General features: G+C 63.1%; 15 protein-coding genes. 8 read left to right on the top strand and 7 right to left on the bottom strand.

What is annotated here, in order from left to right:
- Positions 1-70 precede the first annotated feature (70 nt).
- Positions 71-1,285 (top strand): ABC transporter permease, encoded by a 1,215-nt coding sequence (locus RF638_RS05600; protein ID WP_315278231.1) that lies wholly within the window; start codon positions 71-73, stop codon positions 1,283-1,285.
- A gap of 28 nt (positions 1,286-1,313) precedes the next feature.
- Here the strand turns inward: RF638_RS05600 and RF638_RS05595 are convergent, their stop codons facing one another.
- From RF638_RS05595 to RF638_RS05575, 5 genes are read right to left on the bottom strand one after another with little or no spacing between them, the layout of a single operon-like run.
- Complete coding sequence (locus RF638_RS05595) at positions 1,314-2,282, bottom strand: N-acetylglucosamine kinase (RefSeq protein WP_256382236.1); 969 nt, start codon at positions 2,280-2,282, stop codon at positions 1,314-1,316.
- A complete protein-coding gene (murQ, locus tag RF638_RS05590; protein ID WP_259917291.1) occupies positions 2,279-3,259 on the bottom strand; it encodes an N-acetylmuramic acid 6-phosphate etherase in 981 nt (326 codons plus the stop codon). Before murQ ends, RF638_RS05595 begins: the two co-directional genes overlap by 4 nt.
- 22 nt (positions 3,260-3,281) lie before the next feature.
- The gene (locus RF638_RS05585; RefSeq protein WP_095798811.1) at positions 3,282-4,778 is read right to left on the bottom strand and encodes a sodium:solute symporter; all 1,497 of its coding nucleotides are present in this window, start codon (positions 4,776-4,778) and stop codon (positions 3,282-3,284) included.
- A 27-nt stretch (positions 4,779-4,805) separates the two neighbouring features.
- Positions 4,806-6,020, bottom strand: a complete 1,215-nt coding sequence (locus tag RF638_RS05580) for an anhydro-N-acetylmuramic acid kinase (RefSeq protein WP_095798812.1) — start codon at positions 6,018-6,020, stop codon at positions 4,806-4,808.
- Positions 6,017-6,739: a GntR family transcriptional regulator gene (locus RF638_RS05575; RefSeq protein WP_259917287.1), complete on the bottom strand. Its 723-nt coding sequence runs from the start codon at positions 6,737-6,739 to the stop codon at positions 6,017-6,019. The genes RF638_RS05580 and RF638_RS05575 overlap by 4 nt, the downstream gene beginning before the upstream one ends.
- A 108-nt stretch (positions 6,740-6,847) precedes the next feature.
- Here RF638_RS05575 and mgrA point away from each other — a divergent pair, with 108 nt between their 5' ends.
- The 3 genes from mgrA to RF638_RS05560 all read left to right on the top strand — a co-directional run bounded on the left by mgrA (position 6,848) and on the right by RF638_RS05560 (position 9,950).
- Entirely contained in the window at positions 6,848-7,939 is a 1,092-nt protein-coding gene (mgrA, locus tag RF638_RS05570; RefSeq protein ID WP_368841572.1) for an L-glyceraldehyde 3-phosphate reductase, read from the top strand.
- Positions 7,936-8,703 carry a LysE family translocator gene (locus RF638_RS05565; RefSeq protein ID WP_129702130.1) on the top strand — a complete coding sequence of 256 codons (768 nt, stop codon included), beginning with the start codon at positions 7,936-7,938 and terminating at the stop codon, positions 8,701-8,703. The genes mgrA and RF638_RS05565 overlap by 4 nt, the downstream gene beginning before the upstream one ends.
- A gap of 161 nt (positions 8,704-8,864) precedes the next feature.
- Entirely contained in the window at positions 8,865-9,950 is a 1,086-nt protein-coding gene (locus RF638_RS05560; protein ID WP_129702132.1) for an inositol-3-phosphate synthase, read from the top strand.
- Between the two features lie 141 nt (positions 9,951-10,091).
- Here RF638_RS05560 and RF638_RS05555 read toward each other — a convergent pair whose 3' ends face one another.
- Positions 10,092-10,889: a phosphatase gene (locus RF638_RS05555; protein ID WP_368841571.1), complete on the bottom strand. Its 798-nt coding sequence runs from the start codon at positions 10,887-10,889 to the stop codon at positions 10,092-10,094.
- Positions 10,890-10,899: 10 nt separating this feature from the next.
- Positions 10,900-12,198 carry a glycosyltransferase gene (locus RF638_RS05550; RefSeq protein WP_368841570.1) on the bottom strand — a complete coding sequence of 433 codons (1,299 nt, stop codon included), beginning with the start codon at positions 12,196-12,198 and terminating at the stop codon, positions 10,900-10,902.
- An 88-nt stretch (positions 12,199-12,286) separates the two neighbouring features.
- On the opposite strand from RF638_RS05550, the gene alr reads away from it, so the two are divergent.
- The 4 genes from alr to tsaD all read left to right on the top strand — a co-directional run bounded on the left by alr (position 12,287) and on the right by tsaD (position 16,604).
- Complete coding sequence (gene alr / locus RF638_RS05545; protein ID WP_368841569.1) at positions 12,287-14,296, top strand: alanine racemase; 2,010 nt, start codon at positions 12,287-12,289, stop codon at positions 14,294-14,296.
- A gap of 22 nt (positions 14,297-14,318) precedes the next feature.
- Positions 14,319-14,999: a tRNA (adenosine(37)-N6)-threonylcarbamoyltransferase complex dimerization subunit type 1 TsaB gene (tsaB, locus tag RF638_RS05540; RefSeq protein WP_368841568.1), complete on the top strand. Its 681-nt coding sequence runs from the start codon at positions 14,319-14,321 to the stop codon at positions 14,997-14,999.
- Positions 15,000-15,061: 62 nt separating this feature from the next.
- Complete coding sequence (rimI, locus tag RF638_RS05535; protein WP_129702150.1) at positions 15,062-15,538, top strand: ribosomal protein S18-alanine N-acetyltransferase; 477 nt, start codon at positions 15,062-15,064, stop codon at positions 15,536-15,538.
- Positions 15,525-16,604: a tRNA (adenosine(37)-N6)-threonylcarbamoyltransferase complex transferase subunit TsaD gene (gene tsaD / locus RF638_RS05530; RefSeq protein ID WP_129702138.1), complete on the top strand. Its 1,080-nt coding sequence runs from the start codon at positions 15,525-15,527 to the stop codon at positions 16,602-16,604. The genes rimI and tsaD overlap by 14 nt, the downstream gene beginning before the upstream one ends.
- The last annotated feature ends 47 nt before the right edge of the window (positions 16,605-16,651 follow it).

Below are 16,651 nucleotides of genomic sequence, written 5' to 3'. Positions count from 1 at the left end.
GGCGGCTGTGCAGGCAAACAGGCTGCACACGGAGGCATCCGGGGTGAAATCACTCGTACAAGAACGCCGCGTGACAGCCAAACGTGTCATTCCCTTGATGGCAGGGTTGCTGCTCATGGCGGTGTCGCGAGTCTTGCCTGAGTTACAGGACGGAGCGGGTCTTCTCCTCGCATCCACTGCGCAGATCCTTGGATTCCTCATGACGGCCGCGGGCGTCACACTGATCGGCCCGTGGTTGGTTCAGGTAGTCAGTCGAAGTTATGTGAAACGAGCACAGAATCCCGCAGCGGTGATCGCCGGCCAACGCATGGCGCTGAACCCGGGGAATGCCTATCGAGCTGTCTCGGGACTGGTGATTGCGGTGTTTGCAGTCTCGGTGTTCTCTGGAGTGGCGTCGTCTGTGAACTCGCCCCAAGCGCCGTCGGCCGTCGTGGGCGTCCTGCCGCCGGACAGTGTCTATGCGTTCCTGGGCAGCGAATCGTCACCGGAGGATGTTCGGCAGGAAGCTGAGCGAGCGCGGGGCATGGAGGGAATCGAGTCCTCGGTGATTGCCTACGGCACTGCCAGTTATGGTTCGCCCGAGGCCGCCCCGGAGTTGTTCATTCCAACGGCTCAACTGCGAGACCTCGGACTTGAAGGCGCATCGGAGACGGAACTAGCAGCAGTGAGCGGCAACTTCTTAAGTACCTGGAACGGTGTGCCGATGACTCCTCAACCGGCTCCTGAACATTTGAGGGACGAATTGGTCCCGTTTGCAGTGGTGTTGGGAACGGATGGCTCTGCGGCGTCCCTTGATCGAGCTCGGACCTATCTGTCGGCACTGGATGTCGCGGAGACACCTCCCATGTCACGCAGCGATGCCTCCGCCACGTGGAGTACCCGTCTGATTGCCACGTTGACCGTCTTAGCGAACCTGGGGATGTTCGTGGCCGTAGTGATTGCCGGCCTGGCACTGGCGGTCTCCACGGCGGCGTCGATCCTGGAACGTAAACGGGTGTTCGGCTTGCTCCGCCTCATGGGCATGCCCATGTCCCTATTGCGGGGCATTGTGGTCAGGGAAGCGGTCCTGCCCTTGATGACTGCGGTCATCGTGGCCGCCGGCCTCGGTTACCTGATGGCGGCACTCATGCTCAACGGCCTGGACGGCACGCGGTCGGTTTCCTGGCCGGACGGGTCATACTTCCTGACTCTCGGCGTGAGCGCGGCGCTCGCCGTTGGCGCCGTTGTCGTGGCGTGTGGGTTGCTTAGGCAGCACAGGAACGTGGTGCTGACGCGATTCGAGTGACAGTCACAGAAAGTGGGGGCGATGCCTCTCAGTTCCAGACGAAACCAGGCTGAGAAGAAAGTCTGTTTTCTGCAGCCAACTTGGCCAATCGAAGAGAGCCATCCAGCGGATCGCCGTGAGGCGGTCCAACGACAGCATCTGTTGTGATCCGTTCTAGTTCTCCAATGAACGAGGACCTGAGGGTGTCGCAGACGTTGGCGAGCCCGCCCGTCAGGACCACGTGGTGCGGAGTGATGTCAGAAAGGGCTGCAGTTGCGCTTCGGGCAGCTTCACGTCCTGCGGCTCGGAGGATTTCTGTGGAGGCTGGATCACCCTGCCTGGCCAGGTCAACCACGTCGCGGGCAAATTCGGCAAGAAGCCCGGCACGGTCGTCTCGAGTGTAGAACTGAGACGGCCAAGTGCTAGGCGGGCCGAGGCGTCGTACTCCAGCTGCGAGCAAAGTTTGTCCGGAGGTGACGAATCCATCGTGGGATTGAAGCGCTAGTTCAAGACCTTGGCGTCCGATCCATGCCCCGCCACCCCGGTCACCCAATAGATGACCCCAACCGTCGGCACGTTTCCAGGGCAGAGCTTCTGTGCCCTTTTCGGTAGGGCCGGGGTGTCCGATCGCTATGGCTCCTGTGCCAAGGGCGACCATTGCGCCGCCTTGGCCGGCCAGTGCACCCAGATGAGCTGTGACAGCGTCGATGGCTAACACAGCTGGCGCACCTGTGATCCGAACGCACTCTCGGGCCAGACTGGGTGGGTCATCGACCAGAGAGGCCAGACCGCTGGCGCCAATAGCCAATCCACTGATCTCTGCGCTTTCCTCGGGCCAGGTCTCTTTAGCGAGCGTAAGCAACTCAGCGACAAGGCTAGGGACGCTGCTTCCGCGGGGTCCGATGTGCAGTCGAGGCCCGGTTAATTCCCGACGGCGATCATCAGTTGTATTCATCAGCCCTACGCGGCTGCCCGATCCGCCGATGTCAATTCCGATGACCGATTCTGAGGCCTTCAAGAACCGTCACGTCCCTCGGAAATATCGCCATCTGTGTGCGCTGCGAGGAGTGCACCCTTGACCGATTGGCCATTCTCTCTCAGGAGATCCAGCGCGTTCTTCACAGTAACGTCCGCCAAAGCAACTACGATCGCGGCCTTGAGGTCGCCATCTGTCTGGTCCAAGAGTTTTCGGGCTGATGCATCGTTGATATCTGCAGCCTCACCGAGAATCCGTATCGTTCTATCTCTGAGTTTCTGGTTGGTGGCCACCACGGACACCATTAGGTTCTGCCAGGTCCTGCCGATGGCAACCATGAGTGAAGTGGAGAACGCGTTGAGCACGAGTTTCTGCGCCGTACCCGCTTTCAGACGTGTGGAACCAGTAACCACTTCGGCACCGGTATCCAATGCCAGAAAGTGATCCGCCAAGTCGGACAGGGGACTGAGGGGATTGTTGGCGATCAGCACAGTCTCGGCTCCAGTGCGCCGGGCCGCCTCCAGGGCCCCTCGGACGTACGGAGTCGAGCCGCTGGCCGTCAAGCCTATGGCCACGTCATCTTTCGAGAGGTTTGCAGCAGCTGCCCGTCCGTCCTCGACGGAGTCCTCGGCGTTCTCGACCGCGCTCATCAGGGCAGGTGGGCCACCTGCGATATGGCCGACTACACGACCCGGTTCCAAGTTGAACGTAGGCAGTAATTCACTTGCATCAAGTACACCGAGGCGTCCTGAGGTACCAGCACCGAAATAGTGGATGGTGCCTCCACCTTGGAGTCGTTCGGCAGCCACATCGACCACTCTTGCAAGGTCTGGCAGAACGGGAGTCACGGCCTCCAGCGCCACTAGATCTTGGCCATGGAGAACTCGTAGTACTTCCAGCGTGGTGAGTTCATCCAAGTTCTGGCTCAGGGGGTTACGACGCTCCGTGGGAGGCAACCACGTTGGGCCTTTGCCAAAAGCGCCATCCTCATCGTTCTGGGGTATATGGGATCGGCTCATCACTGCCTTTCGTAACGGGGGATCAAGACGTGGTCACTGTATTGGTGTTCCGGCGCTCGCCAGCCGGGTGGCGTAGTGACAACAATCCGCCCACTACAAGGGTGATGACCACGCCCAGCAATGGGTACCACTGCCATGCCACCCAAACCTCACCTGTCACGTACTTCTCCATGATGAAGAAGTACGCATTTGTCGCCACAGCGGCCACGAAGGCGATATTGGCGTCGAGCGCGCGGGCCCGTGAGTTGACGATGCCGAACACGAATGCACCGAGCAGGCCACCGTAGGTGATCCCGGCAACGCCCAGGGCCAGAATGACGATATTGCCTTCATCCGATTGGAAGACAGTTGCGGGAAGAATGAACGCCAAGCCCCAGCCAACGGTGGCCCAGCGGCCAACTACTAGTCCTTGCTGATCGGTCAATGGAGTCTTTCGGAACCGAGCCACTACATCGGTGACCGTCGATGAAGCGAGCGCCGACAGGGAAGACGACAAAGTCGACATCGCGGCAGCGAGTATGCCTGCCAACAACAGGCCTGAGATTCCTTGAGGAAGGCCCTCGATAATGAACTTCGGGAAAATCTCGTCATCGCGGGTCAGCCCCATCGAGGCGGGAGAGGCGTGGTTGTAGTAGCCCCAGAGAGCCAGGCCGACCAGGAGGAACACTGCGAACTGGAAGAAGACCACGACGCCGGACCAAATCAGTGCCTTCTGAGCCTCCACCTTGGAACGACAGGCCAATAGTCGCTGGACGATCAACTGGTCAGCGCCATGAGACGCCATAGCGAATACGGCACCGCCAAAGAATGATGCAATGAACGAAGTGTCCGCAGAAATCGGGTTTCCTTCGAAAACAAACATTGTGAATTTGTCGGCACTGACGGCGTCAGAGATCCAACCTGAGCCAGTGACCGACGTGATCACAATAATTGTCAAGATGCCGCCAGCCACGTACAAGAGCATCTGAGCCACATCGACCCAGACCACGGCCCTGATTCCTCCGATGAAGGTGTACAAAATGGTGACGACGGACAGCACGACAATGATCGTGAAGTAGTTGGTGTGGAGGCCCATGCCGTCCAGGATGATCTTGAGCGGGATGGCAGCAGCAAGTACGCGGATACCATCTGCCAATAATCTAGTGAAAAGAAACGTCACGCCAGCCGTAGTTTGAGTGCTCCGACCGAATCTCTTGCCGAGGTAGGCGTATGCGGTCACCATTTCACCGTCGTAGTACCTGGGCAACATTAGGAACGCGACGACTACTCGCCCGAGTATGTAGCCCAGACCGAGTTGTAGGTACGAAATATCGCCCAGGTAGCTCATTACAGGAATACCGATCACTGTCAGAGCGCTGGTTTCTGTCGCGACTACCGATAGGCACACTGCCCACCAGGGAATGTTTCGGCCGCCCAGGAAATAGTCCTTAGATCCAGACTGCCGGCCACTGAGCCGCAACCCCAGCCAGGCCGTGGCGACCAGATACAGGACGATCACCAGTAGATCGAGGGTGTGCATGGTGCGTCTCCTTAGTACTAAAAACTGCTAGATCAAGACGTTCAGTCGTTTGGGTGGATCCTTGAACGGATTAGGTAATCGGAGTGGTCCGCTTCCTGGGGACAGTCGTCCCGCTATGGATGTTTCTTCCGCCCCGGTGGCGCTTGGCAGAGAGCCGGGCAACCCGTGCCAGCTCAACCATCCGAGGAGTGCCATGAGACAAGACTCTTTGGCCGCCTCCGGCAGTCCAAAGGTTTCCTCGGTGCTCATCACGGGGATGCCAGTTCCTTTGGCTGTGCGGAGCTCTATTGACAGTGCTGTCATCAGGGCCGGGTTACGAGTGCCTCCGCCCGATGCGATCACCTCAACCACTCCTTGGCGGATGCATTCCTGCGCGACTGTGCGTGCAGTGAGGCTAGTGAGTGTGGCAATGACATCCATGTCGGTGACCGAGATCTGCTGCGGGAAAGACGCGCGGTATTGAGCCAGATGCCGGTCCAGGTATGCGGCGTTGAAGAGTTCTTTTCCCGTGGACTTGGGAGCTGGCTGCGCATAGTACGGATCGCTCAACAACTGATTGAGCAACGCGGGAATGACCTTTCCTTGCAATGCGTAACTCCCGTCCCAGTCATAGCCACGTGAATTCCCGGAGATTCTTCTCGCCATGATGTCTAGGAGCGCATTCGCAGGGCCAGTGTCATAGGCGATCGTGTCTGAGTGAGGCGAGACCACAGTGATGTTGGCAATGCCACCTAGATTAAGCATCGCGGTGGGCACGTTTCGGTCGGCCAAGAGCAACTGATCCATCGTGCTGACTAGGGGCGCACCTTGTCCGCCCTCGGCCACGTCCCTTGCGCGGACATCCGAGAGCACAGGAAATCCGCAACATTGAGCGATCCAGGCGGGTTGCCCCACTTGCAGCGTGGACATGACCTTTCCAGCAATCACGTCGTGGCGGATCGTCTGCCCATGGAACACCGCCAACTCGCACCGAACCCCCGTGTCATACGTGAGCTGCTGAAGTGCTTCGGCAGAAGCCTGACCTAACCGCGCATCAACGCTGCTGACCAAAGACACTGGTACGGGTGCCCCGCTAATGAGAAGGAGGATGTCGTTCGCGAGATCGGGGTCGAAATCGAATTCTTGGTACGCAAGTAATCGCATGTCCAATGTCGAACTGTCCGTGATGCTAACCGACATGTCGACAAGAGCGACGTCCAGGCCATCAGCGGATGTGCCGGTCATGATGCCAGCGATGATCATGATCGTGCAGCCTTTCTGGCCATGGGAATCGCCAGTTCGGTGTGGATTTTGTACCGGTCGCCTCGATACACGGAACGGACGAATTCCACAGGATTGCCGTCGGATCCCCACGACACTCGTTCGAACAGAAGGGCCGGTAACTGCGGAGCTACTTCAAGTTTTGAAGCCTCGTTCTCCTGGAGAACAGTGGGTTCGATGGTCTGGGTGCTTCGAGTCATCGAGATGCCGCACCGGTCACTCAACAGCGCGTAGAACGAGTGGTTCTCGAGGTCTTGGGTCGTCAACTCGGGGATCAGGGTCCGAGGCACTGTGAGTTCTTCAAGCGCAATGGGTTCATCATCAGCCAGACGAAGCCTGGTGATGTGGAAAACTTCGGCCGATGCTGCGATGCCCAATCGCCGGGAAATCCTTGTCCCTGCTGGGACGATTTCGAAATCGACGGTGCGTGAACCTGGACGAAGTCCTCGAGCATTCATGTCTTCGGTGAATGAATTCGCGACGAGTGATTGATCGAGCTTCGGACTGAGCGCGAAAACTCCGGAACCATGGCGACGACGCACAACCCCTTGGGCCACCAGCTCGTCGATGGCGCGCCTGAGAGTCATTCGTGACACGCTCATTTCCCCAGCGAGTTCGCGCTCGGGCGGAAATGGTTCACCGGGGGACATGGACTCGAGTCGGTCCAAAAGGTGATCGCGTACCGCGTGGAATTTGGTCACATCTCCATTGAGACACAGAGCACATTCATAAACAAGACCAATGGTCTAGTTTTTGACAGCGCTTGGGGCATTCCGTTCACCACCCCGAGCAGTGGCACACTAGTCCCCATGCTGACTTTCGGTGATGACACAGTCTGGACCGCGGCCGAGGACCGCTACGACACCATGCCGTATCGGCGGGTGGGGAATTCGGGGCTGAAGTTGCCCGCGCTGTCCCTGGGGCTGTGGCACAACTTTGGCGATGACACCGCGCTGGCCAACATGCGCGCCACCCTGCGTAAGGCGTTCGACCTGGGCATCACGCACTTCGATCTGGCCAATAATTACGGTCCACCCGCGGGTTCAGCCGAGTTGAATTTCGGGCGCATCCTCCGCGAGGACTTCGCCCGGTACCGCCAGGAACTCATCATCTCCACCAAGGCCGGCTGGCAGATGTGGCCGGGCCCGTACGGGGGAGTGGGCGGCTCGCGGAAGTACCTGCTGGACTCCATCGACCAGTCCCTGGAACGCATGGGTCTGGACCGGGTGGACATCTTCTACCACCACCGCCCGGACGCCGACACTCCGCTCGAAGAGACCATGGGCGCCTTGGACCACATCGTGCGTTCTGGTCGGGCCACCTACGTGGGCATCTCGTCCTACAGCGCGGACCTCACGCTGGCGGCGCAGAAGATCATGAAGGAGCTGGGCACCCCGCTGCTCATCCACCAGCCCTCGTACTCCATGCTCAACCGCTGGATCGAACAGCCCAACGAGCACGCGGATGGCAAGAACCTGCTCGCCGCCCTCACCGAGGCAGGCATGGGGTCCATCAGCTTCTCCCCGTTGGCCCAGGGCATGCTCACCAATAAATATCTGGGCGGTGTCCCGGAAGAATCTCGCGCGGCTGCGGGCAAGTCCCTCAACCCGGAATGGTTGACCGACAACACCCTGGTGCAGGTCAAGGAACTGAACTCGATGGCCGAGGACCGCGGTCAGACGCTGGCTCAGATGGCCATTGCATGGGTTCTGCGCCCGCAGGCCGAAGGTCAGGTCACCACGGCGCTCGTGGGGGCGTCGTCCCCGGAACAGATCACTGATTCCGCGGCGGCCATTCAGAACCTGGACTTCTCTGACGCTGAACTCGAACGCATCGACTCTCTGGTCACGGATGCCGACATCAACATCTGGGGCGCGGCAACGGACTCCAAGCACGCATGAGCACCACACAGTACCTGGCCCTGCTCGGCCTGTGGATCGCGGGCATCGTCTCGCCCGGCCCGGACATTCTGGTCATCCTCCGCAACGCGTTCCTGTCATCGCGCGGCAAGGCCATGCTCACGGCACTAGGCGTGATGATCGGCAACATCATCTGGATCACCCTCTCGCTCACCGGCGTCACGGTGGTGATCAACCAGAACGAGGTCCTCAAGCTGACCATCCAGATCGCGGGTGCACTGTTCCTCGCGTGGATGGGCTACGGCTCCATTCGCTCGGCGCTCGCGGCCAAGGCGAATTCACGACGTCGTTCGGAGACTACCCACGCGAGCCCGACGGGCGGTGCCGTACCCGGCTCGAGTGAGGCGGCGCCGTCGCCGGCCACCGTGGAGGCCGCCGAGCAAATTCCCGAACCCGCGCCCAGCGCGCACGGCGGGGGGATCCTGGGTACCAAGAACCTGACCGGGTTCAGAGCGGTGGTGCAGGGCATCATCACGAATCTCTCCAATGCCAAGGCCATCGTGTTCTTCATCGCGTTGTTCGCCTCGGTGGTTCCGGCGAATGCGCTGTGGTGGGAATCAATGCTCGTGGCCGTGCTGTTGTTCGTGGTGGGGCTGGCGTGGTTCTGCGCCGTTGCGTGGTTCGGATCCGTGCCGGCACTGGCCGCAAGGTTCCAAGCCCACTCCGTGGGCGTGGAACTGATCGCCGGGGTGGTCTTCCTGGCCGTCTCCGTGCTGCTGCTCGTGGAGGCTGCGCTGTCCTGGTAAGCCCCAGGCATGACTGTCCGCAACGGTACGTTAACCGCTCCGTTGCTTGACTAGACTGTGGAGTTGGTTCTGTGCGGCGCGGCACTGCGGTGGTCAGCCATCCGTGTGTCGGCGCGGGTCTGCACAATGACCACTGACTACTTGATTCCCCGAGGAGAACCGTGTCCGAACACCCCATTCGCGTGGCCATTGCAGGTGTGGGCAACTGTGCCACATCGCTCATTCAGGGCGTGCACTTCTACCGCGACGCCGACCCCTCCGAGGCCGTCCCCGGCCTGATGCACGTGCAGTTCGGTGCTTACCACGTGCGTGATGTCGAATTCGTGGCGGCCTTCGACGTGGACGCGGCCAAGGTGGGCCGGGACCTCTCCGACGCGATCCTGGCATCCGAGAACAACACCATGAAGATCGCGGACGTCCCCAACCTGGGCGTGACCGTGCAGCGCGGCCCCACCCTGGATGGCCTGGGCGAGTACTACCGCGAAATGATCACCGAGTCGGATGCAGAACCGGTGGACGTCGCTCAGGCGCTGCGTGACGCCAAGGTGGACGTGCTCGTCTCCTACTTGCCCGTGGGCTCCGAGGACGCTGACCGGTACTACGCGCAGGCCGCCATCGACGCCGGCGTAGCCTTCGTCAACGCACTGCCCGTGTTCATTGCGGGCACCGAGGAGTGGGCACAGAAGTTCCGCGACGCCGGTGTTCCCATCGTGGGCGACGACATCAAGTCTCAGGTGGGCGCCACCATCACCCACCGCGTGCTGGCCAAATTGCTCGAGGACCGCGGCTACGTGCTGGACCGCACCTACCAGCTCAACGTGGGCGGCAACATGGACTTCAAGAACATGTTGGAGCGCTCCCGTTTGGAGTCCAAGAAGATCTCCAAGACCCAGGCCGTGACCTCCAACGTGCCGCACGAGATGCGCGCGAAAGACGTTCACATCGGCCCCTCGGACTACGTGGGCTGGCTGGACGACCGCAAGTTCGCGTTCGTGCGCCTCGAAGGTCACGGCTTCGGCAATGCACCCATCTCCTTGGAGTACAAGCTCGAGGTGTGGGACTCCCCGAACTCCGCCGGCGTGATCATCGACGCCATCCGCGCGGCCAAGATCGGCCTGGACCGCGGCATCGGCGGCCCGCTGACCTCGGCGTCCTCGTACTTCATGAAGTCCCCGCCCGAGCAGTTCGATGACGACACCGCTCGCGAGAACGTCGAGAAGTTCATCCGCGGCGAGATCGAGCGCTAAACACGTCTTTCAACCGACGGCGGCGCCCGGTACCGAAGCATTTCGGTACCGGGCGCCGCCGATTCAGTGGGTACCTGAGATCCGAAGCATCCCCGCGCCACTCTTACCCCAGCAGAATGCTCAGAATCTCAGGTTGCAGATCTATCGCCGGTCCTGCCCCGCCAAACCGGCGCGGGAAATGATGTAGTCGACCAGCGGATTGTAGAGGTGCGGGGCCACGTTGTCGTCCAGGGGAACGGTGACCTCCACGTCACCCTGGGCCTCGGCCACGAAGATACCGGGGTCGTTGCAGTCGCCCATGGCGATGGTGCGTAGTTTGGCCCGCGAACCCGCGTAACCGGCCATGCCGTGGTCGGAAACGACAAGGTCCGGCTGCTCGCGACCCTCTGCGGCCAACTGCTCCAGAACCAGTTTCATAGGCTCGGGGGAGTGTGTGTGTCGCAGACCGCCGTACTGCTCGACCATCACGACATCCTCTACCTGCCGCACGTCACCGTCCTCGAACGGGATGGCACCGTCCACCCGCAGCACACGGGCACCGGACTTGCGGGCAACTCGGGCGAGCCGGGCGTAGACGGGTGCGAGCCCGGCGGGGTGTGCCGTGGCGAACAACAAGCGTTTGCGGCCCTTGACGGCCTCACTGAAAACATCCGCGTACTTGTCGAGCGCGGCAATGCACAGGTTGGCGGAAATGGAGTCCTGGCCCTCCGTGTACTTGGGGTCCTCATTGATGCCTACGCGATCACGCATGAGCTTGAACACGGACTTGTAGGTCCAGTCCTTGGTCTGTTTGACGCCCATGTGCTGGTGCTGGTCGCCATCCAGGAAACCCTGGATGTTACGGAGGTTGGCTTCACGGGGGGTCGCTACGGCGCCGGTGATCCGGGATCGATCCAGATACCTGGCCAACGATTCACGGCTGAGATACGCGGTGGTCACACTCTCGAGTCTAGGTGTTAACGGGCTCGGCCGCGCAGCGTGTGTAAGCCACCTCATGTTGGGCGGCCACATGGTCCCATGTGAGTTCGCGCGCCCGCTCCGCCGCAGCCTGGGACATGGCCCGCCAGTGCTCAGGGTTCGACGCCGCTCGGTACAGCGCCTCCGCCCACGGTTCCGGGGTGCGCCCGGGCACCAACCATCCGGTGCGATGGTCCTCCACTGCGTAGCGCAGCCCGTCCACGTCGGTGGCCAGAACCGGCGTTCCGCATGCCTGGGCCTCCAGAGCCACCAGACCGAAGGTCTCGGACGAGGACGGCATGGCCACCGCATCCACGGAACGCATCAACTCGGCCAGTTCGGATGACGGCATGGAGCCTTGGAACTCGATGACGTCCGCCACGTCGTATTCGGCGACCAACCGATGCAACGCCGCCAGAAAATCTGGGGAGCCCACCCCCGCAAGGATCAGCCTGATCGCGCAGTCGGGGTGCTCGTGGCGCAACAGTCCCATGGCGGCCACCAGAATCTGCGGACCCTTGAGTGGCTGCATGCGACCCGCGCACAACACGGTGAACGGCCGCCCCGCCGCACGGGCAGAAGAAGACGGAGCAATCGAGGCGATCGACGTGACGGAAGGCTCACCGGAATCATCAGCGGAGGCGGTCTGCGCTCTTGGGTAGAAGATTTCCGGATCCACCCCCGGAGGAATCACACGAATCCGGTCCCGGGAGGCCCCGTAGAGCTCCACCATGTGATCGGCCTCGGCGGGTGTGTTGACCACCAGGGTGCAGGAGCTGGCCACGAGCTCCCGTTCGGCAAGCTCGCGGGACGCGGGTTCCGGATTCTCGCCCGGCCCGGCGCGCAGGTTCTTCACCTCCGCAGAGGTGTGCAGCGTGAGCATCTGGGGGATCTTGAGAGCCTCACAGATTTCACGGGCCGCCACCCCGGACAGCCAATAATGGGCGTGGACGAGGAGGGGAGCGTCGTCGTCGTCGTAAAAAGTGGCGAGCGCGCGGCCGAACTCGACCGCGAACTCGGGGAGCTGTTCCTTGGGTGCACTGGCCGCCCCGGGAAGCGCCACCGAGAGCAAGCGGAGACCATTGGACAGAGGAGCCACCGTGATGCCCGCGGGATGCAAAGGATCCCGGTCGAGAGTGGCCATGTCCACGTCCCAACCGCGCTGGGACAGCGAACGGGCCAGGTGCAGAACGTACACGTTCATGCCGCCGGCGTCGCCGGAGCCGGGCTGGTCCACGGGCGAGGTATGCATGCTCACGAGCAGCACGCGCGGCGGGGTCTGTTGGGGCACCAGACCAGCCTAGCGGGAAGCGCCGCGGCACAGTGCAGTAATGGTGGTCAGGCGCGCGGCGGCGCGCGGAACAGGCACAATGGAGGGCGTGAGCGTAACAACGTCGTGGCAGTCCGAAGAACCCAGCGAGCGCAGCGCGGTCATCGACCTCTCGGCCGTGTGGCACAACGTGGTCCGATTAACGCAGTTGGCGCGCGGACGAAAATTGATCGCCGTGGTCAAGGCGGACGCCTACGGCCATGGTGCCCCGGAGGTGGCCCGCACCGCGCTCTCAGCGGGAGCGGATCTGTTGGGCACCGCGCACGTGAGTGAGGCACTCGCGTTGCGCTACGCAGGGATCACCGCACCCGTGCTCTCGTGGCTGCACACCACGAGCACCGACTTTTTTGAGGCACTGGAACACAACGTGTCCCTGGGGATCAGCGGTTGGGAGCTCGACGCCGTGCTCACCGCCGCCCGTGAGACCGGCAAGACGGCCACACTGCACCTCAAGATCGACACCGGTCTGGGCCGCAATGGCTCCACCGCCGGGCAATGGCCGGGCCTGGTGGAACGCGTGATGGCCGCGCAAAATCAGGGCCTGGTTCACGTGGAAGGCATTTTCACGCACCTTTCGGTCGCCGATGAACCAGCCCGCGGCGACGAGACCATGGAGCAGCTCAACGCGTTGACGGACGCGGTGCGGATCGCGCGCAAGGCCGGCCTGAAACCCGCCATGATCCACGCCGCCAACACGCCCGCACTGTTGTCCGCGGATCAGCTCGAGGACCCCGACTACATCCTGCGTGACGCCGTGCGCATCGGCTTGGGCATCTACGGACTGAGTCCATTCGAAGACCGCCCGCCCAAGGATTTCGGTTTGATTCCCGCCATGACCCTGCGCACGCGCGTGGCCAACGTCAAGGCTGTTCCGGCCGGACACGGTGTGTCGTACGGACTCACCTACCGCACCGAGGGCCCCACGCACCTCGCGCTCATCCCGCTGGGCTATGCCGACGGCGTTCCGCGCGTTGCGACCGGAGCTCCCGTCTACATCGGGGGCCGGGTCTACCCCGTGGTCGGTCGCATTGCCATGGACCAGTGCGTGATCGACCTGGCGCAGGGCCAGACCGTGACACCCGAGGGCCTCCCCGCCGGAACCCCCGTGGTGGACGAAGCCGTGGATCCCATGGTGCACATCGGGGACGAGGCCGTGCTCTTCGGCGCCGGTGACTACCCGTCAGCGACCGAGTGGGCGGACGCTTCTGGAAGCATCAACTACGAGATCGTCACGCGGGTGTCCCCGCGCGTGCCCCGTGAGTACACGAGCCACAGCCATCTGACTCTGGGGGACGTGACGGTGTCTCGCAGTGCCAGCGCCTTGGCTGCCCACAGCCTGCCGCAGGACCCGCGGCCCACGCGTGATTCCTCCGGGGAGTCCTACACCCAGCCGAACTGGACACTGACCCGCTATCCGTCCTCCGCGGAAGAAACCCAGCTGATCGCGCAGAAACTAGCCACGCACCTGACGGCCGGGGACCTGCTCATGCTCAACGGCGAACTGGGCGCAGGCAAGACGACGTTCACACAGGGGCTCGGAGCGGGAATGGGTGTGCGCGAGGGCATCATTTCGCCCACGTTCGTGCTGTCCCGCAAGCACCCGAATCTGCCGGAGGGTCCCAACCCCGGTGGACCGGATCTCGTGCACGTGGATGCCTACCGTTTGGACACCTCAGCGGACATCGACAACATCGACCTCGAAGACACGGTGGAGTCCAGCGTGACCGTGGTCGAGTGGGGTACCGGCAAGGTGGAGCACCTGAACGAATCGCGCCTGGTCATCGACATCGTGCGACCCCGGGGAGCGGTGGGAGCGCCGTCGGCGGCCTTTTCCCTGAACTACGAGATCAACCAGAGCGCGGGCGAGACGGAACAGTCCGGCGCTGGTGCCCAGGGACCGGGCGAGAGCTCCGCGGCGGCCGAGGAGTCCCAGTCCCTCGCGAGCGCTCTCGATGCCCTCAACGAGGAATGGGATGAGGACGAGGAAGACACGGATGAGCCGCGCACCATCATCATGCGCGGCTACGGTCCCCGCTGGTTCGAGCGTCTGGACCTCTGATCGCCGGGCTTAGACTGTTCAGGTGCTTGTGCTGAGTCTGGATTCGTCGTCCATTGCGTCCGCGGCGCTGACCCGTAACGGGGAGGTGCTCGCGGAGTTCGCCACCCAGGACACACGTTCCCATGCCGAGGCCCTGGCCCCGGCCATCTACAACCTGCTGGGTCAGGCGGATGTAGAACCGTCACAGCTGAAGGCCATTCTGGTGGGGACCGGACCCGGCCCCTTCACGGGTCTGCGCGCGGGATTGGTGAGCGGCCGCACGTTTGGTTTCGCGTGGAATCTTCCCGTGTACGGCCTGTGCTCCCTGGACGCACTGGCCCATCGGGCGGCACAGGGCACCACGGAGCGAACCGAGTTCCTGGTCGCCACCGATGCCCGCCGCAAGGAGCTGTACTGGGGCCGTTACGAGGTCCACGAGGACGGCCACGGCCGTTTCGCGGTGTCCGTGGACGGTCCACAGGTCACCGCCCCCGAGGGTCTCCCGAAGCTGCCGGTCTACGGCTCCGGTGCCGGGCTGTATGCCGACCAACTTCCGCAGACCGTGGCGGACTCCACCGACTGGCAACCAACCGCCGCCGATCTCTCCCGCGCTGCCTGGGCGCTGCAGGAGCGGGGCACGGGCCTGAGCACGGACACGTCCCCGCTCTACCTGCGCGAGTCGGACGCCAAGGTGCCCGTGCAACGCAAGAAGGCACTGCGGTGACGGCACACGAAGCGGCCGGTGCGGCGGCGTCGTCGTTGCCGGAAGGCTACGCCCTGCGACCCATGCAACCCGCGGACCTGGACGAGGTCTACGCGCTGGAGACCGCGCTGTTCCCCGAGGACGCGTGGCCGCGCCACATGTTCGACGAGGAACTGGCCCACCCCACTCGACAGTATTGGGCGCTCACGCGAGAGCAGGAGATCGTCGGTTACGCGGGCATGATGTGCATCCCGCCGGTCGCGGACGTGCAGACCATCGCGGTGGCCACGGGGCACGAAGGCAAGGGCCTGGGCAGCGCGCTGTTGCGTGCGCTGCACGAGGCCGCACGCCACGCCCGCGGCACGGAGATTCTGCTGGAGGTGCGCTCGGACAACCACCGGGCGCAGCAGCTGTACCGGCGCTTCGGCTACGAACACATTCACACCCGCCCCGGCTACTACGGGGACGGTCATGACGCGCTGATCATGCGCTGCGAGCTGGTCCCGGCCGGGCCGCCGCAGCGCAGCGCGGACGGAAGGACCATTCATGGCAACCGCTGAACCGCTCGTGCTGGGCATCGAATCCTCGTGCGACGAAACGGGCGTGGGCCTCGTGCGCGGCACCGAACTGCTGACCAACACGGTGTCCTCGTCGATGGATGAACACGTGCGTTTCGGCGGCGTGATCCCCGAGATTGCCTCGCGCGCGCACCTGGAAGCCTTCGTGCCCACGTTGCAGGCCGCCCTCGACGACGCCGGCGTGACGCTCGATGAGATCGACGCCATTGCCGTGACCTCCGGACCCGGCCTGGCCGGCGCGCTCATGGTGGGCGTGGCCGCGGCCAAGGCGCTCGCGGTCGCCACGGGAAAACCGCTCTATGCCATCAATCACCTGGTCGCCCACGTGAGCGTGGGTTTGCTCGACGACAACGACGAGCTGCCCTCGAACCTGGGCGCGCTGCTCGTCTCCGGTGGCCACACCGAAATTCTTTCCGTCCCGGATATCACCGGCGACGTCCGCTTGCTGGGCGCGACAATCGACGACGCCGCCGGCGAAGCCTACGACAAGGTCGCCCGGTTGCTCGGGCTGGGTTATCCCGGGGGACCGGCCATCGACAAGGCCGCCCAGGACGGGGACCCCAACGCGTTCCGCTTCCCGCGCGGACTGACCGCTGGAAAGTACATGGGATCGGCCGAGAAGCCCGGATCGCACCGCTACGACATGTCCTTCTCGGGACTCAAGACCGCGGTGGCTCGAGTGGTGGAGACCTACGAAGCTTCCGGGCAGCCGGTTCCGGTCGCGGACGTTGCCGCGTCCTTCCAGGAATCCGTGGTGGACGTGATTTCCCGCAAGACCGTTCTGGCGTGCACCGAGAACTCGATCGACACGCTGCTCATGGGGGGCGGCGTGGCCGCGAACTCGCGGTTGCGGGCGTTGGTGACCGAGCGCTGCAATGCCCGGGGGATCGAGGTGATCGTTCCGTCGCTGAGCCTGTGCACGGACAACGGGGCCATGGTGGCCGCCCTCGGGGCGCGGTTGGCGGCGGAGGGTCGCGCCGCGACCGGGATCGTGTTCACCGCGGATCCGGGGCTTCCGGTGTCCACGGTGTCGATGGGGGCGGCGTAGCGCTTACCCGGCACCGGGCTGAACGGCGCGTTGGGCAGTGTGTCCCG

The organism is Kocuria sp. CPCC 205235 (genome assembly GCF_040980905.1).
Taxonomy (GTDB): Bacteria; Actinomycetota; Actinomycetes; order Actinomycetales; family Micrococcaceae; genus Kocuria; species Kocuria carniphila.
Note: the sequence above shows the minus strand (reverse complement) of the source record. Positions and strands in the feature narration are given on the sequence as shown.

What these genes read in the sequence shown, in the direction of transcription:
- murQ (WP_259917291.1), bottom strand. Translation starts at nt 3,259, where the DNA reads ATGAGCCGATCCCATATACCCCAGAACGATGAGGATGGCGCTTTTGGC.
- RF638_RS05585 (WP_095798811.1), bottom strand. Translation starts at nt 4,778, where the DNA reads ATGCACACCCTCGATCTACTGGTGATCGTCCTGTATCTGGTCGCCACG.
- RF638_RS05580 (WP_095798812.1), bottom strand. Translation starts at nt 6,020, where the DNA reads ATGATCATCGCTGGCATCATGACCGGCACATCCGCTGATGGCCTGGAC.
- mgrA (WP_368841572.1), top strand. Translation starts at nt 6,848, where the DNA reads ATGCTGACTTTCGGTGATGACACAGTCTGGACCGCGGCCGAGGACCGC.
- RF638_RS05565 (WP_129702130.1), top strand. Translation starts at nt 7,936, where the DNA reads ATGAGCACCACACAGTACCTGGCCCTGCTCGGCCTGTGGATCGCGGGC.
- rimI (WP_129702150.1), top strand. Translation starts at nt 15,062, where the DNA reads ATGCAACCCGCGGACCTGGACGAGGTCTACGCGCTGGAGACCGCGCTG.
- tsaD (WP_129702138.1), top strand. Translation starts at nt 15,525, where the DNA reads ATGGCAACCGCTGAACCGCTCGTGCTGGGCATCGAATCCTCGTGCGAC.